This window comes from Shewanella sp. YLB-07 (genome assembly GCF_009377275.1).
On the sequence record NZ_VOQB01000009.1, the window covers coordinates 26,890 to 41,447 of the forward strand.

The 14,558-nt window shown below is 42.1% G+C and carries 15 protein-coding genes; 1 reads left to right on the plus strand and 14 read right to left on the minus strand.

All coding sequences use genetic code 11. The features are described 5' to 3' along the window. Window positions 1-13 precede the first annotated feature (13 nt). Window positions 14-1,414 (plus strand): asparagine--tRNA ligase, encoded by a 1,401-nt coding sequence (asnS, locus tag FS373_RS19025; RefSeq protein ID WP_144046344.1) that lies wholly within the window; start codon window positions 14-16, stop codon window positions 1,412-1,414. Between the two features lie 67 nt (window positions 1,415-1,481). Here asnS and FS373_RS19030 read toward each other — a convergent pair whose 3' ends face one another. The 14 genes from FS373_RS19030 to FS373_RS19095 all read right to left on the minus strand — a co-directional run bounded on the left by FS373_RS19030 (window position 1,482) and on the right by FS373_RS19095 (window position 14,432). Then, on the minus strand, window positions 1,482-2,495 hold the full coding sequence (locus FS373_RS19030; protein WP_152830350.1) for a tetratricopeptide repeat protein: 1,014 nt from the start codon (window positions 2,493-2,495) through the stop codon (window positions 1,482-1,484). Between the two features lie 56 nt (window positions 2,496-2,551). After that, on the minus strand, window positions 2,552-3,520 hold the full coding sequence (locus FS373_RS19035) for a type II secretion system F family protein (protein ID WP_144046342.1): 969 nt from the start codon (window positions 3,518-3,520) through the stop codon (window positions 2,552-2,554). Window positions 3,521-3,522: 2 nt separating this feature from the next. After that, the gene (locus FS373_RS19040) at window positions 3,523-4,500 is read right to left on the minus strand and encodes a type II secretion system F family protein (RefSeq protein WP_144046341.1); all 978 of its coding nucleotides are present in this window, start codon (window positions 4,498-4,500) and stop codon (window positions 3,523-3,525) included. 11 nt (window positions 4,501-4,511) lie between these two features. Then, on the minus strand, window positions 4,512-5,837 hold the full coding sequence (locus FS373_RS19045; RefSeq protein WP_144046340.1) for a CpaF family protein: 1,326 nt from the start codon (window positions 5,835-5,837) through the stop codon (window positions 4,512-4,514). A gap of 1 nt (window position 5,838) precedes the next feature. Beyond that, on the minus strand, window positions 5,839-7,119 hold the full coding sequence (locus tag FS373_RS19050; protein WP_152830351.1) for a P-loop NTPase: 1,281 nt from the start codon (window positions 7,117-7,119) through the stop codon (window positions 5,839-5,841). Between the two features lie 67 nt (window positions 7,120-7,186). After that, a complete protein-coding gene (locus FS373_RS19055; RefSeq protein WP_144046338.1) occupies window positions 7,187-7,645 on the minus strand; it encodes a TadE/TadG family type IV pilus assembly protein in 459 nt (152 codons plus the stop codon). After that, the gene (locus tag FS373_RS19060) at window positions 7,642-8,112 is read right to left on the minus strand and encodes a TadE/TadG family type IV pilus assembly protein (RefSeq protein WP_144046337.1); all 471 of its coding nucleotides are present in this window, start codon (window positions 8,110-8,112) and stop codon (window positions 7,642-7,644) included. Before FS373_RS19060 ends, FS373_RS19055 begins: the two co-directional genes overlap by 4 nt. A gap of 9 nt (window positions 8,113-8,121) precedes the next feature. After that, window positions 8,122-9,429: a pilus assembly protein TadG-related protein gene (locus FS373_RS19065; protein ID WP_144046336.1), complete on the minus strand. Its 1,308-nt coding sequence runs from the start codon at window positions 9,427-9,429 to the stop codon at window positions 8,122-8,124. A 167-nt stretch (window positions 9,430-9,596) separates the two neighbouring features. Then, window positions 9,597-9,884, minus strand: a complete 288-nt coding sequence (locus FS373_RS19070) for a hypothetical protein (RefSeq protein WP_227993021.1) — start codon at window positions 9,882-9,884, stop codon at window positions 9,597-9,599. Window positions 9,885-9,901: 17 nt separating this feature from the next. Beyond that, window positions 9,902-11,350: a type II and III secretion system protein family protein gene (locus FS373_RS19075; protein WP_152830352.1), complete on the minus strand. Its 1,449-nt coding sequence runs from the start codon at window positions 11,348-11,350 to the stop codon at window positions 9,902-9,904. Between the two features lie 47 nt (window positions 11,351-11,397). Continuing rightward, a complete protein-coding gene (cpaB, locus tag FS373_RS19080; RefSeq protein WP_144046335.1) occupies window positions 11,398-12,204 on the minus strand; it encodes a Flp pilus assembly protein CpaB in 807 nt (268 codons plus the stop codon). Between the two features lie 43 nt (window positions 12,205-12,247). Continuing rightward, window positions 12,248-13,564, minus strand: a complete 1,317-nt coding sequence (locus tag FS373_RS19085; RefSeq protein ID WP_152830353.1) for an AAA family ATPase — start codon at window positions 13,562-13,564, stop codon at window positions 12,248-12,250. 2 nt (window positions 13,565-13,566) lie between these two features. Beyond that, a complete protein-coding gene (locus FS373_RS19090; protein WP_144046334.1) occupies window positions 13,567-14,142 on the minus strand; it encodes an A24 family peptidase in 576 nt (191 codons plus the stop codon). Between the two features lie 92 nt (window positions 14,143-14,234). Beyond that, entirely contained in the window at window positions 14,235-14,432 is a 198-nt protein-coding gene (locus tag FS373_RS19095) for a Flp family type IVb pilin (protein ID WP_144046333.1), read from the minus strand. Window positions 14,433-14,558 lie beyond the last annotated feature (126 nt).

Consider the following 14,558-nt stretch of genomic DNA (forward strand, 5'->3'; position numbering starts at 1 on the left):
GAACTAAGCAACAATGAGCATTACATCTGTCGCTTCTGTATTTAAAGGTGAATTTGCGATTGGTTCGCAAATTACCGTTCGCGGTTGGGTAAGATCGCGCCGAGATTCCAAAGCTGGCATCTCTTTTCTTGCCGTTTATGATGGCTCCTGTTTTGATCCTATCCAAGGTGTAGTGCCTAATAGCTTAGAAAATTATAATGACGAAATCTTGAAGTTGACTGCCGGTTGTTCTGTCATCATGACAGGTAAAGTGGTTGAGTCTCCGGGTAAAGGCCAGTCATTTGAGCTGCAAGTCACTGGTGTTGAAGTTGCCGGTTGGGTAGAAGATCCTGACACGTACCCTATGGCTGCTAAGCGTCACTCTATCGAGTATTTGAGAGAGCTGGCACACCTTCGCCCACGTACAAACATTATCGGTGCAGTTGCACGTGTACGTAACTGTTTGTCACAGGCAATACACAGATTCTACCATGAAGAAGGTTTCATCTGGGTATCGACTCCCCTCATAACTGCATCGGATTGTGAAGGTGCTGGTGAGATGTTCCAAGTCTCAACTTTAGACATGGAAAACTTACCCCGTACCGACGAAGGCAAGGTCGACTACAGCGAAGACTTCTTCGGTAAAGAGGCCTTCCTCACCGTCTCCGGTCAGCTTAATGCCGAGACTTATGCCTGCGCATTATCTAAAGTCTATACTTTCGGTCCTACGTTCCGTGCAGAAAACTCAAACACCAGTCGCCATCTGGCCGAATTCTGGATGGTCGAGCCTGAAGTGGCCTTCGCCGATCTCGATGATGTTGCCGCTCTCGCCGAACAGATGCTTAAATACTGCTTCAAAGCCGTACTCGAAGAACGTCGTGATGATCTTGAGTTTTTCGCCCAACGTGTCGATAAAACGGTAATTGAGCGTCTTGAGTCTTTCGTGACGAGTGACTTTGCTCAAGTGGATTACACCGATGCAGTTGAGATCTTGAAAAACTGTGGCAAGAAATTTGAATATGCCGTTGAGTGGGGAATCGATCTGCAATCTGAGCATGAGAGATATCTGGCGGAAGAGCATTTCAAAGCTCCAGTGGTCGTGAAAAACTACCCGAAAGACATCAAGGCCTTCTACATGCGCCTCAACGATGACGGTAAAACCGTTGCCGCAATGGACGTACTTGCACCAGGGATCGGTGAGATCATCGGTGGCGCTCAACGTGAGGAACGTTTGGACGTACTCGATGCACGCCTCGAAGAGATGAACCTGAGCAAGGAAGATTACTGGTGGTATCGTGACATGCGCCGCTACGGTACCGTACCTCATGCAGGTTTCGGTCTTGGCTTCGAGCGTTTAGTCTCATATGTCACAGGCGTGTCCAACATACGCGATGTGATCCCATTCCCTCGCGCACCTAAGTCGGCAAGCTTCTAGACGCCGATCACAGCTAAAAACAAAAACGCCCTCTTGGGCGTTTTTGTTTTTAGCACTAAATTCAAGCTCAATGTCGACCCTGAGACTTTAATTCCATTGATGCACGTTTTAAATTCTTTTGTGCTTGATCAAAGTAAGTTGGGGAGTTGTCGATGGCGCGCTGAAAAAGTTTAATAGCTTGTTTATATTGACCTTCAAGCATAAGAAAATAGCCAAGGTCATTAAGAGCATCCGCAGGTTCCATCGTGTGTTCAAACGTTGTTAATGCACGGGCATAAAGACCTTTTCTCACATAAACCAGCCCTAGGTTTGTCCAGCCACGTTCAAAACTCGGATCTTGCTTCACAGCCTGTTTAAGGTATTTCTCTGCCAGAGTATAATTGCCACTTAAGTAGTATGAATAGCCTAAATTAGTCGTGATAAGTGCTGAATGAGGCTCTCTTTGCAAAGACAATTGATAATATTCTCTGGCATTTTGATACTCATTACCCATGTCCTCTAAAATAGCTAATGCATTATAAATCCTAACTGGAGACTCTTGGTCTAATGAAAAATAATGATTGGACATCGCCTTATAACCGGCATTTTTCAGCCTTATCTGATCGAGTTCGATGGCTTTTTCTAAATGGATTTTCGCTTGGCTGTGTTGCCTCTTATCCATATTGATTAATCCAAGACCTGCATGTGACATCAACATGTTTGGATCGAGTACCAAGGCTTCATTATAAGTTAAATAAGCAAGCTGGATATTTCCTTTAATACTATGAATTCTTGCGATATTGTACAATGTATCTGCATTTTCACCGTTGAAATCTAGCGCTTGAACATACAGGTAAAGTGCTTGATCTAAATTGCCTTTATTCTCTTCATTTTTTGCTCTGTCTAACGCATCGGCTTCGTCTATTGGCGGGTTTGCAGCCGCCACAGACACCATAGCATTTCCATCATAGAGATCATGGCGTGAAGGCGGTGTATTTTCAACTAAAAGTTCATCTTCCTTAACCGTAGAAGTACAGCCTGACAATAATTGGCTGCAAAGAAGAGCTCCTATCAACACAAAGAAAAATCGAGTATTATTCATAGTCGGACCATCGTTGATTCCCATCCTAACGCCCCCAATAATCAGAAAAATATAGCCTAAAATGCCTGCCCCCACACCTTCATCACTTTCAATACTGCAGGACCTACTGCGACAATAAAAAACGAGGGCCAAATACAGAGCATCATGGGGAAAATCATTTTTACTGCCAGTTTTGCCGCTTGCTCCTCTGCTTCTTGTAGCCGCTTATTCCTATATTCATCAGAAAACACTCTTAACGTTTCCGCGATACCAGTTCCGAGACGAATACTCTGTGAAATAGCAGAATTAAGTCCTTTGATATCCTCAAGTCCAGTCCTCTCTGTAAATTCCGATAAAGCCACTTTGACCGTTAAGCCCGCCCTAACCTTACTACAAACAAGATCTAGTTCGCTGGCAAGACAGGGGTGACTTATTGCAAGTTCATTGGCAACTCTCTGTATTGCCGCTAATAGGCCAAGACCCGCTTCACAACAAACAACTAACAGGTCTAAAGCATCGGGAAAGCCTCTCCTCAACATCTTCATACGTCTATTCGCTAACGTTTGTAAAACCATGGATGGCAACAGAAATGCACTGCCCATCAAAAAAGCGATCACATAGGCCGTCATCATGCTGGAAAGTTCTGGAAAATAGCTCAACACAACAACAGATAGACCTGCTCCTATCAAGATCAAGATAAGTCTGGCCGAACTAAATACAGCCAGGGCATTTTCTGAATGCAAACCTGCATGGATCAATAAGCGTCGTGTCTGATCATTAGAAAAATCAATTGGAAATTTTTTGACAACATGGCTGATCCCGTGCTCCAGAGTAGAGTTCACATCATCTTCGAAACCAGTTAAGGAAGACTTTTCTTGATTGATGTGCTTGAGTCGCTTTCTAAGAGGGGAATAAATTCCACTAATAAGAAATGAAATGGCAATGGCTAACGTGACACCTGCAATAGCAGCCACACCATAAATGCCCCATTTAATGTTTTCCGGGTTATCGAAAAGAGTGCCGAACAATCCAATTAAATAGTCCATAATTACACATCTATTTTAATTAACTTGCTGATCCACCAGCCACCTATCGTCATTCCGATGGCTCCCCACATCAATAATTTTTGCCCCTGTTCAGTGCCAGTTAATTCGCCTACATAGGAAGGTGTTTGTAAATATATAACGGCAAAAAGTACAAAAGGTAACAAGATTAAGATCCATGCAGATAACCGTCCCTCTGCAGAGAGCGTTCTCACTCTACGCCTGAATGTAAACCTTTCTCGAATTACCCTAGATAAATTACCGATATTTTCAGCCAAATTCCCCCCAGTCTCTTTTTGCACCATGACCGCACTGGCAAAAGCCATGGAAGAGATACTGGGAACACGTTCAATAAATCCAAGTAATGCCCGCTTGGTATCTTTAGTGTAATTAATATTGGCGAACATGAGTTTAAACTCTTTGGCTATCGGTCCATCTAACTCTTCAGTGGCCAGTTTTATGGCATCCGAAAATGAATATCCCGCTTGCAGTGCTCTTCGTATTACATCTAAAGCATCAGGGAAACTGGCTTCTATGGCATCCATGCGCTTATTGGTATCCCTATTGAGTTTGAAGTTGAACATCATCACAGTGAGGCCAAAAAGAAAGAAGCTAAGAATGGGTTCATGGATAAAAATCCAGGAAACTAAAGCTACAACGGTGGCACAGATTAGCGTTATTAGTAGAAAATGATGCCCCATTATTTTGTAATCAGCGAGTTCGAGTCTATAACTTAGGTTCTCAATAAACTCTATTTTTTCAAGAGTTCTACCAATACTAGTGACATTCTTCAACCTACTTGTTCTGAGTAGTGAGGTTTCGTACGCGGAGTCATTCGCTCTCTCAGCCAATTTTTTAAGCCTCTTACGTACAAGGGCTGTATTGGCTCTTTGAGGACTATAAACTGGCAAGAATAAAGCCTGTGAGAGTAAGATCACGGCCAAAAAAATCAAACCGAGAAAAATCATCTCATTAGAAAACATAATCAAGTCCTTTAGAAATCAGCAAATGGATCGCCGCTATTGAACAGTTCATAGGGAAGATCAATACCATGTTGTTTAAGCTTACTGTGAAAACCTGGGATCACACCTGTAGAGCTAAACTTACCGATAATGTCGCCATTTTGATCCCGCCCTTCTCTCACAAAGTGGAAGATCTCAGACATGGTTATAATGTCCCCCTCCATACCGTTAATCTCTTGAATGCTGGTTATCCGCCTTCCTCCATCTTCTAAACGCTCTAGTTGAACCACAAGATCGATAGCCGATGCAATTTGTGTTCTGATATTGCTAACAGGCATGTCAAATCCAGCCATACACACCATATACTCTAATCTGCCTAGGGCATCCCGTGGACTGTTAGCGTGTAACGTGGTTAATGATCCTTCATGACCGGTATTCATCGCTGTTAACATATCCAGTGCTTCACCACCACGAACCTCACCGATGACTATTCTATCTGGCCGCATACGTAGACAGTTTTTAACCAGATCTCGTTGAGTAATTTCGCCTCTCCCCTCTATATTGGCAGGCCGGGTTTCCAAGCGTACGGTATGGGGTTGCTGCAACTGAAGCTCTGCTGAATCTTCTATAGTCACAATCCGTTCATCGCTTGGAATATAGCCAGATAGCATATTGAGTAAGGTCGTTTTTCCACTACCGGTACCACCTGACACTAAGATATTGAGTTTACCGGCAACCGCCCCTCTCAAAAGCTCCACCATTTCAGGGGTAACCGAGCCATAACTAATAAGCTGTTCGGCATTGAGTTTATCTACGGAAAAACGCCTTATAGATAATGCGGGACCATCAAGAGCTAAGGGTGGAATGATGGCATTGACACGTGAACCATCTTCTAGCCTGGCATCAACCATAGGCGATGACTCATCAATTCTTCTACCAACGCTGGAGACAATTCGGTCAATAATGTTCAATAGGTGTACGTTATTATGAAACTTGATAGGTACGGACTCGAGCTTACCTCTTCGTTCTACATATACACGGTCAAATGAATTAACCAGAATATCTGAAATGGTTGGATCCGCCAGCAAGGTCTCTAAGGGACCTAAGCCTAAAACTTCATCGATGATCAACTGAATTAACCTTTGCCTAGAACTTAGGTTGATGGGTATATGCAGATCGTTAATTAACTTCTCGCCTATTTCAATGATCTGTTGTTTTGCTTGGTCTTTAGAAATAGTTTCTATCAGGGATAAATCCATAACATCGAGCAACTTATTATAAAGCTCCTCCTTTATTTGTTGCTCCTCAGGTGACAGAGGTTTAAACTCTAATGGCTCAGTTTGTTGAGTTATGCTCATGTTATTTTCCTAATAGCCTATTCCAAAATCCTTTTGGATCATCATCATCATCGGCACTGTTTTTGGGGAAAAAATAATCAGTCACAGCCACAAAATCGACAAGCATCTGCTCACGTTTTGCAACGTCCGTGATGGGAGTACCAAGGTCTATACATTGGCTCGACAACTTAAAATCATTGGCGACAACAAAAAGAGAGCTTATTCCTGTTGTCTCTTTAATGTCTTTCAGTGTGATCCCCGAACTCGTTTTCTGATAACGGTTAACCAATATGTGAATTTTGGTTTTGTTTATGCCCATAAAATTAATTAGCTGGTTAACTACTGCTCTTGTTTCCCGAATACTCATCACATTTTGTTGCATCACCAACAAAATATCAGCATTAGTCAACATATCAGCGTTCCATACTTCTGGCCCACGAGACAAATCGATAATCACCTGTTCATAATACTGTCTACACTTAAGAAGTAACTCATTAGTATTCCTCAGATCTATATGATCGGGAGCATTAAGCACCGCAAAGGGCTTCGCTGCCAAGAGGTGAAGGTTCCCTCGATTAGTCATCGCACCTCTCAACGCCACTTCATCTAATGAATCTAGTTCCTGTATCGCTTCGGTGATAAAGTAGCTAGGTTCCAAGCCAAGCATATGGGCTAACGTTCCTTGTAATAAGTCGGTATCAAGAAGAGCTACTTCCCCCTTATCTCTTGCTGCTATCACGGCTAAACTCGTTGCAACAAAGCTGGCACCAGAGCCTCCTTTTCCGTTTACAATGGCTAAAACAGGCGCTAAATTGGCCTTGCTGGCCAATTTTTTCGCAATTTTGTCCAAAGATTGCAACAATACATTATCGTCACCATCAACCGGAATGAAATCACTGACCCCCTGCTGAAATGCCAGCCTTAATACACTTTGCGGGGTATCTTGACCTAAAATGATGATATCCACATGATGAGTAGCAGCCAACTTTAACGCTTGTACTGCTTGGGACTCCTCATTAGGCAACACAAGCAGTATCAAGTTAAACGGGCGCGCATTAGTCTTATTACTGACGAATGGATTTAGGGTATTGATACTCTGCCACGATAAGTTAAGGCAATTATCAAGTCTGGTTTCAATGTTAGCAATCGGCTGATGCTGACTGTTAATCACCAGTGCATGAACAGGGTAAGGTAAAATATTATTAGTTATTTGCATGGCATCATGGATAGTATTTGTGCACGAGTGTGAATCTGTCTCTGTGTTATCTATGCTAGACACAAGTAACTCCAGTGGCTTATCCATTCAGTAATCCTTCCCAGATAAATATCCTTATATTGACTATAGTAAGGATTTGAGAGGATCAGATGAATTAATTACAATCTATGTAGCCACTTCCTGGGTCTTCGTCATCGACGCGATATACACCTAGACTCTCTCTTGGAAGATAAGTAGAAAAAGTGGGAGAGCTGATAACCCGCGACATTCCTGGGACTAAAAACTGATGCTGATAGTTCGATATGTCGGCTCTCACCATGACAATATTTATCCCTGTTGCTACATTACCCAACTCGTCGAGATAACTGATGGTTAAATTCGCAGGAGTTAAGTTAGGAATTAGGTTTGCCCCATAAAATAGAGCCATATGGCCGATATCAGTATCTGAGACTTGGCACACAACCGCTATTCTCGCGGCACGCCTTGAAGCTTCATGGAGCACATTATAGGTATACATTAAACGGCCAACTTCAATGATCGCAAATAACAGAAATAGGAAAAATCCCCCCACAATGGCAAACTCTACGGCATATACTCCCTTTTGGGATTTCATAATGCCCTAATCGTATAGCTAACTTGCATATTGAAACTCAAATCAGTGCTAGCTTGTTCACCTAGACCAAAGTGTGACGCCCCCTCACCAAACAAGGGTTGCCAGTCATAGTCTACGGTGATAGTGACACTGTCCGTTGAGGGAATGGCTGCTATATTCACATTCGATGTCGATAAGCCCCTGAGTAGAGGCACTGTCCCTCCAATAAAACCATAAACTAGAATATCTTTCGTGTTTGAGATACAGTTTTGGCAGCTGCCATCATCTAGAGGGTCTGGTACACTCTCTGTCGTATTGGGTATGGCGGTCGTTGAAAGGTATCGTCCCGCGTCTCTAACCATGCGAGTCAAATGACTGTATTGAAACAGTGCACGCCCTATCTCACCGGTGGTGAAGGCTAATAACAGTAGCAAAGGCAGCATTATGCTAAACTCAACTGCCGCTACACCTCTATTGCTACTCTTCATCTTCCTCACCTATGAATCAGGACTATCGGGGTCACGATAGAGGACAATCGTCGACGTATTGCTCACAAACCCAGGATCGAGTGAAGCAGCTCCAGAGCTGGAACAAACACTCACAAATTCCCCAATAACATGTGCTTCATTGCCTTTTTGCGAGATGTCTTGAGACAAAAAGAAACATCCAATGCTTAGGGCTTCAATCGTATTGGCGCCATTTGTCATACCATCACAGATACCGATCACAACAGGCAGCTTTCTCCTACCTCCAGCCGAAATGGAGGCATCGCTAGAGATACCTCCGGTGTCACAATTAAGTGTATCGCCAGTGATATATTCAAGGTGACTATACTCGACAGCAGATCCAGTAAAGGGAATGATGACCCCATCATTGTCGACCTCGACTCTGTCACCTTGGCAATTATTGAAATCTCTTGGGTGATCAGTTGAATTCACTCCACCTCCCTGCCACTGTCCGAAGCGAGTATTAAGACCTTGAACCACAGGTCCAACAGTATTACCTGGCTCAGTCGGAACATCATCGCCCCTGCTTACACAAGAGCCCGGAGTATACTCACCGGCTAATGCACGCCTAATATCGGCCCCTCCAGAGGCGCCATCTAAACGTAATAATTGAAAGTTACCAGGACCTATGGCGGTCCCTTGATTTGACCCGGCTTTCATCACATATAATTCGTCACGCGGGAGGCCGAAGGGCATCGAATCATCGATAAAATCAGGGAAGTTTGGTTCATCGTATCCAGCACAAACCATCATGGGGACGACTTTATTGAGGCACTCAATATCGGTACTTTTTCCCGCAACTGCCGATGCTCTAACGACCTTATTAAAATTCATGATCTGAGCAATAAAGTTATCCAAGCCTACATTCTCAATTCGTACACGCACATATTGTGCATCTTCATCAAGCACAGGTATAAAAGGGTCAGGCCATAGGGAAAACTCAATAAAGATATTTGAAGTGACTTGGGTGGCATTATAATCAGCTGAAGATTGTGAAACACTCGTGTTGAGATCGGCATTTTCACTGAACTGAAAGTTCTGAATAAGCATTGATGTTGCAGCTTCTCTTGCTTCAAAGAGGCTACCTCCATCCTGAATGATTTTTGCCCCATAGAGGGCTGAAGAGTCAGCGGCATTTTGTAATCTGCCTTTATCCAGCAACATATGCCCACTATCTAAGGCCAATGCTGCTACCGTCAACAAAGCAAAAATACCAATAGTAAACATCACGAGTATAGAGCCAGTCTGGTGCGCATCTAGATGCGTACAATACAGACATTCATTTTTTGCAGACTTCATCTGCTTGCCTTTTATCCTCTGACTGACGAGGAATGTTTAACTACACCTTGTTGACGCCATCCTTAACCAGAGCGGTGTAACTTACTAAAGAATTATGTTTATACTTAACATATATATGTGAACGAATTTATCTTCTACATTTTTATCATTTATTACCTCATATAAGTTTAGTCAACTTTCACGGCTATATGTCCTCTAGCATGCTTAGGAGGATAATTACTTTCACGATAAGCTTTCATCACTCTTTCACCATATTGCCCATCTAGCGTACCCACGATCCCTTCATTACGTTCTGGAGCCCCCATATCTAATATCTGTAACTGCTTCACCTGCTGATAACTCTGATCCATAGGAAAATCATTTAGTTCAGCACATCCCATCAAGCTGATACTGAACCCAATCAATACACAACTCAATTTAATCATCGACTTGCTATTTTTATCACAAAAATCCATTGTCACAGTCTCCAACTTTAAAGTGAATGGCCATACTTTTGTTTTGTACCACTATCATCAAGCTTAGCCTCACTCTCTACAGCCTCATAAGGAGTTTGATGCTTATCCGACTTGGTCTGCTTCTGTGACATTTTACCTAGCAGATAAAACTCAATGTCTGAAGGCGATACAAAATCATCGGTAGGTAAAGAGATATGTTTACGATTAAATGGCCTGACTAAGCGAGGAGTCACTAAAATCACCAGCTCACTCTGACCACTTTTAAAGCTCTTACTAGTAAATAATTGACCGAGAATAGGAATATCACCAAGGCCTGGCAGTTTATCGATATTTTCTCGGAGCGTATCACTAATTAAGCCACTTATAGCTATAGTTTGCCCATCTGCTAATTCTACCGTTGTTGATGTTGTACGCTTTACAATAGATGGCACAACAAGAGCAGCATTTGATCCGCCACCGGAAAGCGTCACTGAGTTAGCATTACTCACTTCACTGACCATAACATTAAGACTAAGGTTTATCTGACCAGAGTCCAACACCGAAGGCACGAATCGAACACCGACACCAAAGTCACGATATTGGATGGTGGTTGAGCCGTTCGTTCCAGGGACTGGTATAGGAAATTCCCCTCCCGATAAAAACTCTGCAGATTGACCGCTCATCGCAGTGACGTTGGGCTCAGCCAGTACTTTAGCCAACCCGTTTTGTTTTGCAACATCAAGGGCAAAATTCATCAATAGACTATCATTTAAATATCGAGCAAAAAAACCTCGATTACCGATAGCTGCCGCAGGATTAAGATCAAACGAACCGCCACCACCTGCCGTACCACCAGAAAAGTTATCACCTTGACTAAATATAAAAAACTTAGAATCAAACTGTTTAGCGACTTCTCTCTGCACTTCTGCAATGACCACTTCTAGCATAACCTGATGATCCCCCCCGACAGTCATCATGTTCAATACCGTACTTTTTACTTTTGAAACTGACGCGGCTGCAGCATAGGCTTTTGCAAGTTCAACAGCAGTATTCATCTTATGTAAATTTGATGCTTGACCACTGATAAGAAGCTGACCTTGAGAAGTTTGTACACCTAGCTTCTCGGAAGGTAGAAATTCATGCAACCTAGCCTTTAATCCATTGAGATCATGCGTGATTTCTATATCGATGACATCTGCGAGTTGTTCATTCTTATCCCAAATCATGATGTTAGTGCTGCCTAGTTTTTTACCCAGTACATAAAGTTCATTGTTTGGCAGTAACTTAATATCCCCAATTTTCGGGTTACCTACAGACACTCGATGCACTGCATGACCAATTTGAAATACGCGAGATTTAAATATTGGGATCTTTTTAATCTCTCTATCGGCACCTGTTGGGCCACCGGCATAACTTGAAATAGAAATAAAATACAAAAATAATATGCAAGTTGCTAGCCTAGCCGTTTGAGGTATTGAACGTGCCATGGTGCACTCCTATACGTTATTTGTGAGGAACTCACTAACACCTGATGCTAATTACTGACCTTAATAACCTGCTCTTTCATCCCTTTGAGCAGATACACCTTAACCTTAGATTCTGATGAAACATAAACTGTTTCCTTAGAAGGTTTCACTATATTGCTTATAGGTTGCACCTCCTTATTTTCATTGATTAAAGCAAGTTCAACTACGGCCGAGTCATTGGGGTTTCTTAGTGCCAGTTGCAATTTTCCACGCCCCTTGGCTATCATCAGTATTTCAGCTTCTTCTAGACTCAATTCTAGAGTGACCGCTCTTACCAGCTTAGGTTTATTTTCATCATTAGAGGAACGTTGATCTATCGCTAATATCTTCACATTAGCTAACACTACATCTGTTTGTAACCGCCCATGCCTTTTAAACAGGTTTAGCACATCAACACGATTACCAGGCAGTAGGAAACCAGCCACTCCTACCACATCATTAACCCTAATTGTCACCGCGCGCATTTGAGGTGAGATAAGACTTGCTAGAGTGCTGCCTTCACCTTTTTTGGTTAACCTTTCACTACGAAGGATCTCACCAACATAAAGGTTTTGTTTAACGACCATACCTTCGGCTGCTTCAAATGTAGTAACAGCGGTTTCCGGTATAATCGAATTTGGCATAGCTGTTTGCTTAAGATGTTTTCGTTCCAGAATGGCACCTAAGGGAACCACCGTGGCCATGGTGATCACATTAGTAGAAGCTTGCGGCAAATTGGCTTCTGTATTTGATTTAAGCCAACTTTGTGCCAAGAAAACAGCAGTAACGCCAAACACTAATGAAAGAATGACAAATAGTATTGTTTTATTGTTCATCAAAAACTCCTTAGATGCTTATTGAGAGCAACGAGATTTATGATTACGACACAAAATAAATTGACCATGCTTCAACAATCAATGACTTCGTCACTTCTGACTTTAGCTGCATAAAGCTAATCTGATCCGACATTATCCCCAACAGATCTCTTGGGTAACAGGGAATTAAAGGCTTCTCAAACAACTCATGAAAATCTGTAAGCAAGTATTGGAACATCTCTTCACTACATTTAAGCCCTTGCTCCTCACACACCTGAAACCAAATTTTCCTATAAAGAGGTTCATCTAATGCATCAAAATGAATCTTGTAACCTAACCTTCTGAGAAATGCATCATCGACAAGTTCGTTAGGATTTAGATTAGTAGAGAAAAGTAAAATAAGCTCAAAAGGTATCTCAAAATGTTCACCGGACTGCAATGCAAGAAAATCTCGTCGCTCCTCCATTGGAATAATCCAACGATTAAACAACTGCTTGGCACTGATTTTTTGCCGGCCTAAATCATCGAGAAGTAAGATGCCATTGTTTGCTTTTAATTGAATGGGGGCCATATAGGTTCTACTATGGCTGTCAAATTGTACTTCTAACATATCGGCGTTCAACTCTCCGCCCGTGATCCTTAATGGTCGCTTACATTTTATCCAACGAGGATCATGTCCTCGAACCAGGTCTAATTGGTTATTTACATCACTTTCACCAACTTTGTGATGAAGTTGGGGATCATAAACTTGAATAATTTCATTACCGATTGAAATAGAGTATGGAATTAACACCGAGTCACCTAAAGTTAAATTCAAATTTCGACACAGATAGCTCTTACCTGTGCCTGGTGGCCCATAGATAAGAACAGGTCGACTTGAATTCAGTGCAGGACCAATTTTGTGTAGAAGCTCATTGGGTAATACTAATGACTTTAGCCCATTCTGTAGCATCTCAAATGTTATCGGATTTCGTCGGCTAGATTGCTTACAGCAAATATCTGAGTATTGAGATAAAGGAATAGGGACTAGTCCTTTATAACCACTCTTAGCCGATGCTTGCTTGGCAAACTCCTCTCCGCCATGACTCAATGCATACCGCATCTGTCCATCTGATGTTGATTGACGATTTTCAACCCAAGCCAGCTGTTTTGCACTATCAAGAAGCCCTTGTATTATCCCTCCGGTGATCCCCATATAAGACACAAGCTCAGCTTTAGTAAGTACCCCAGCTGAAAGCAGATGTTTTAGCATTAGCTCAAGTAAAACCGATTCATGGATACCTGTTTGTTCGATAGTTTTAGGTCGAGGGGCTAATTGAGCGCTATCTAACTGATCTATTTTAGGAAGTGTATGCGTTTCATCTGTGCTAAGTTTCAACATAGTCATACTCCCCAAAGACTTAAATATTGATTCCAGTTGAAGAAAAGCTCTAAAATATTACTATCGAGTGAACAAGCCCATACCCAACCAATAGCAAATGCAGGTGCATAAGGTACCTTTTCACCTGCTGCTTCACCTGCTTCAGGTTTAAAATAACTTTGAAGATAAATACAATCCCAATATCGCTTAAATGTTTTTGCTAAACCAATGAAGCCAGTTTTCCAAATGATTAATATTAAACTGGTTCCTGCACCAGCAACGATGCCGTAAACGATATTTGAGAGTAACAATTCAGGTCCCATTAAAGCACCTATCCCCATCATTAATTTGATGTCTCCAGCCCCTAATATCCTCAATATAAATGTAGGAAAAAGAAGAATAAACGCCAGCCCAAAACCAAAGCTTGCCATTAATACCCCAGCTAATTGTGCGTAATAAGCATTAATTGCAAAACCACAGAAAATGGCGAGTAAACAAAGCTTGTTAGGGATTTTCTCTTGATAAAGGTCCATGATAATCGCTGAGGTAAAAAAGAGACCCGAGAGTAAAATCTGAAGTGTTAATTGAGTATCTGTCATAACCTGCCACCATGGACATCATCACAAAGGAACAGAGTTAGAAAACATGCCCATGTCCATATGGGCAATTCTTAATGTCAAAGAATAAGTTTCTAAGAACCTGTACAGTCACTACTCGCACCAGTTACCGCAGAGGCGAGACAATTCAATTTATCTGTAGCATTTGAACCCAGTTGATTGAAAGCAGCGATCATGCCACCAACGACTAAGCCACCGGCAATTGCATATTCAACTGCAGTTAATCCACTTTCATCTTCAATAAAATCTGTCAATAATTGTTTAATGTTCATGAGTGTTTTCTCCTAATCGTGCAGTCGGCACATGGCTAAAGACTTTCAATAAAACTTTAGATAAATGATAACCCCTTACAGTAACATTTACGTGAGCGTCACTTATTCCATCAGCCTTAAGTGCCC

Excerpts from the sequence above, each read along its gene's own strand:
- FS373_RS19070 (WP_227993021.1), bottom strand. The coding sequence starts at position 9,884 with ATGGATTTTTGTGATAAAAATAGCAAGTCGATGATTAAATTGAGTTGT.
- FS373_RS19075 (WP_152830352.1), bottom strand. The coding sequence starts at position 11,350 with ATGGCACGTTCAATACCTCAAACGGCTAGGCTAGCAACTTGCATATTA.
- FS373_RS19095 (WP_144046333.1), bottom strand. The coding sequence starts at position 14,432 with ATGAACATTAAACAATTATTGACAGATTTTATTGAAGATGAAAGTGGA.
- FS373_RS19085 (WP_152830353.1), bottom strand. The coding sequence starts at position 13,564 with ATGTTGAAACTTAGCACAGATGAAACGCATACACTTCCTAAAATAGAT.
- FS373_RS19035 (WP_144046342.1), bottom strand. The coding sequence starts at position 3,520 with ATGGACTATTTAATTGGATTGTTCGGCACTCTTTTCGATAACCCGGAA.
- FS373_RS19050 (WP_152830351.1), bottom strand. The coding sequence starts at position 7,119 with ATGGATAAGCCACTGGAGTTACTTGTGTCTAGCATAGATAACACAGAG.
- FS373_RS19055 (WP_144046338.1), bottom strand. The coding sequence starts at position 7,645 with ATGAAATCCCAAAAGGGAGTATATGCCGTAGAGTTTGCCATTGTGGGG.
- FS373_RS19030 (WP_152830350.1), bottom strand. The coding sequence starts at position 2,495 with ATGAATAATACTCGATTTTTCTTTGTGTTGATAGGAGCTCTTCTTTGC.
- FS373_RS19060 (WP_144046337.1), bottom strand. The coding sequence starts at position 8,112 with ATGAAGAGTAGCAATAGAGGTGTAGCGGCAGTTGAGTTTAGCATAATG.
- FS373_RS19065 (WP_144046336.1), bottom strand. The coding sequence starts at position 9,429 with ATGAAGTCTGCAAAAAATGAATGTCTGTATTGTACGCATCTAGATGCG.
- cpaB (WP_144046335.1), bottom strand. The coding sequence starts at position 12,204 with ATGAACAATAAAACAATACTATTTGTCATTCTTTCATTAGTGTTTGGC.
- FS373_RS19090 (WP_144046334.1), bottom strand. The coding sequence starts at position 14,142 with ATGACAGATACTCAATTAACACTTCAGATTTTACTCTCGGGTCTCTTT.
- FS373_RS19045 (WP_144046340.1), bottom strand. The coding sequence starts at position 5,837 with ATGAGCATAACTCAACAAACTGAGCCATTAGAGTTTAAACCTCTGTCA.
- asnS (WP_144046344.1), top strand. The coding sequence starts at position 14 with ATGAGCATTACATCTGTCGCTTCTGTATTTAAAGGTGAATTTGCGATT.
- FS373_RS19040 (WP_144046341.1), bottom strand. The coding sequence starts at position 4,500 with ATGTTTTCTAATGAGATGATTTTTCTCGGTTTGATTTTTTTGGCCGTG.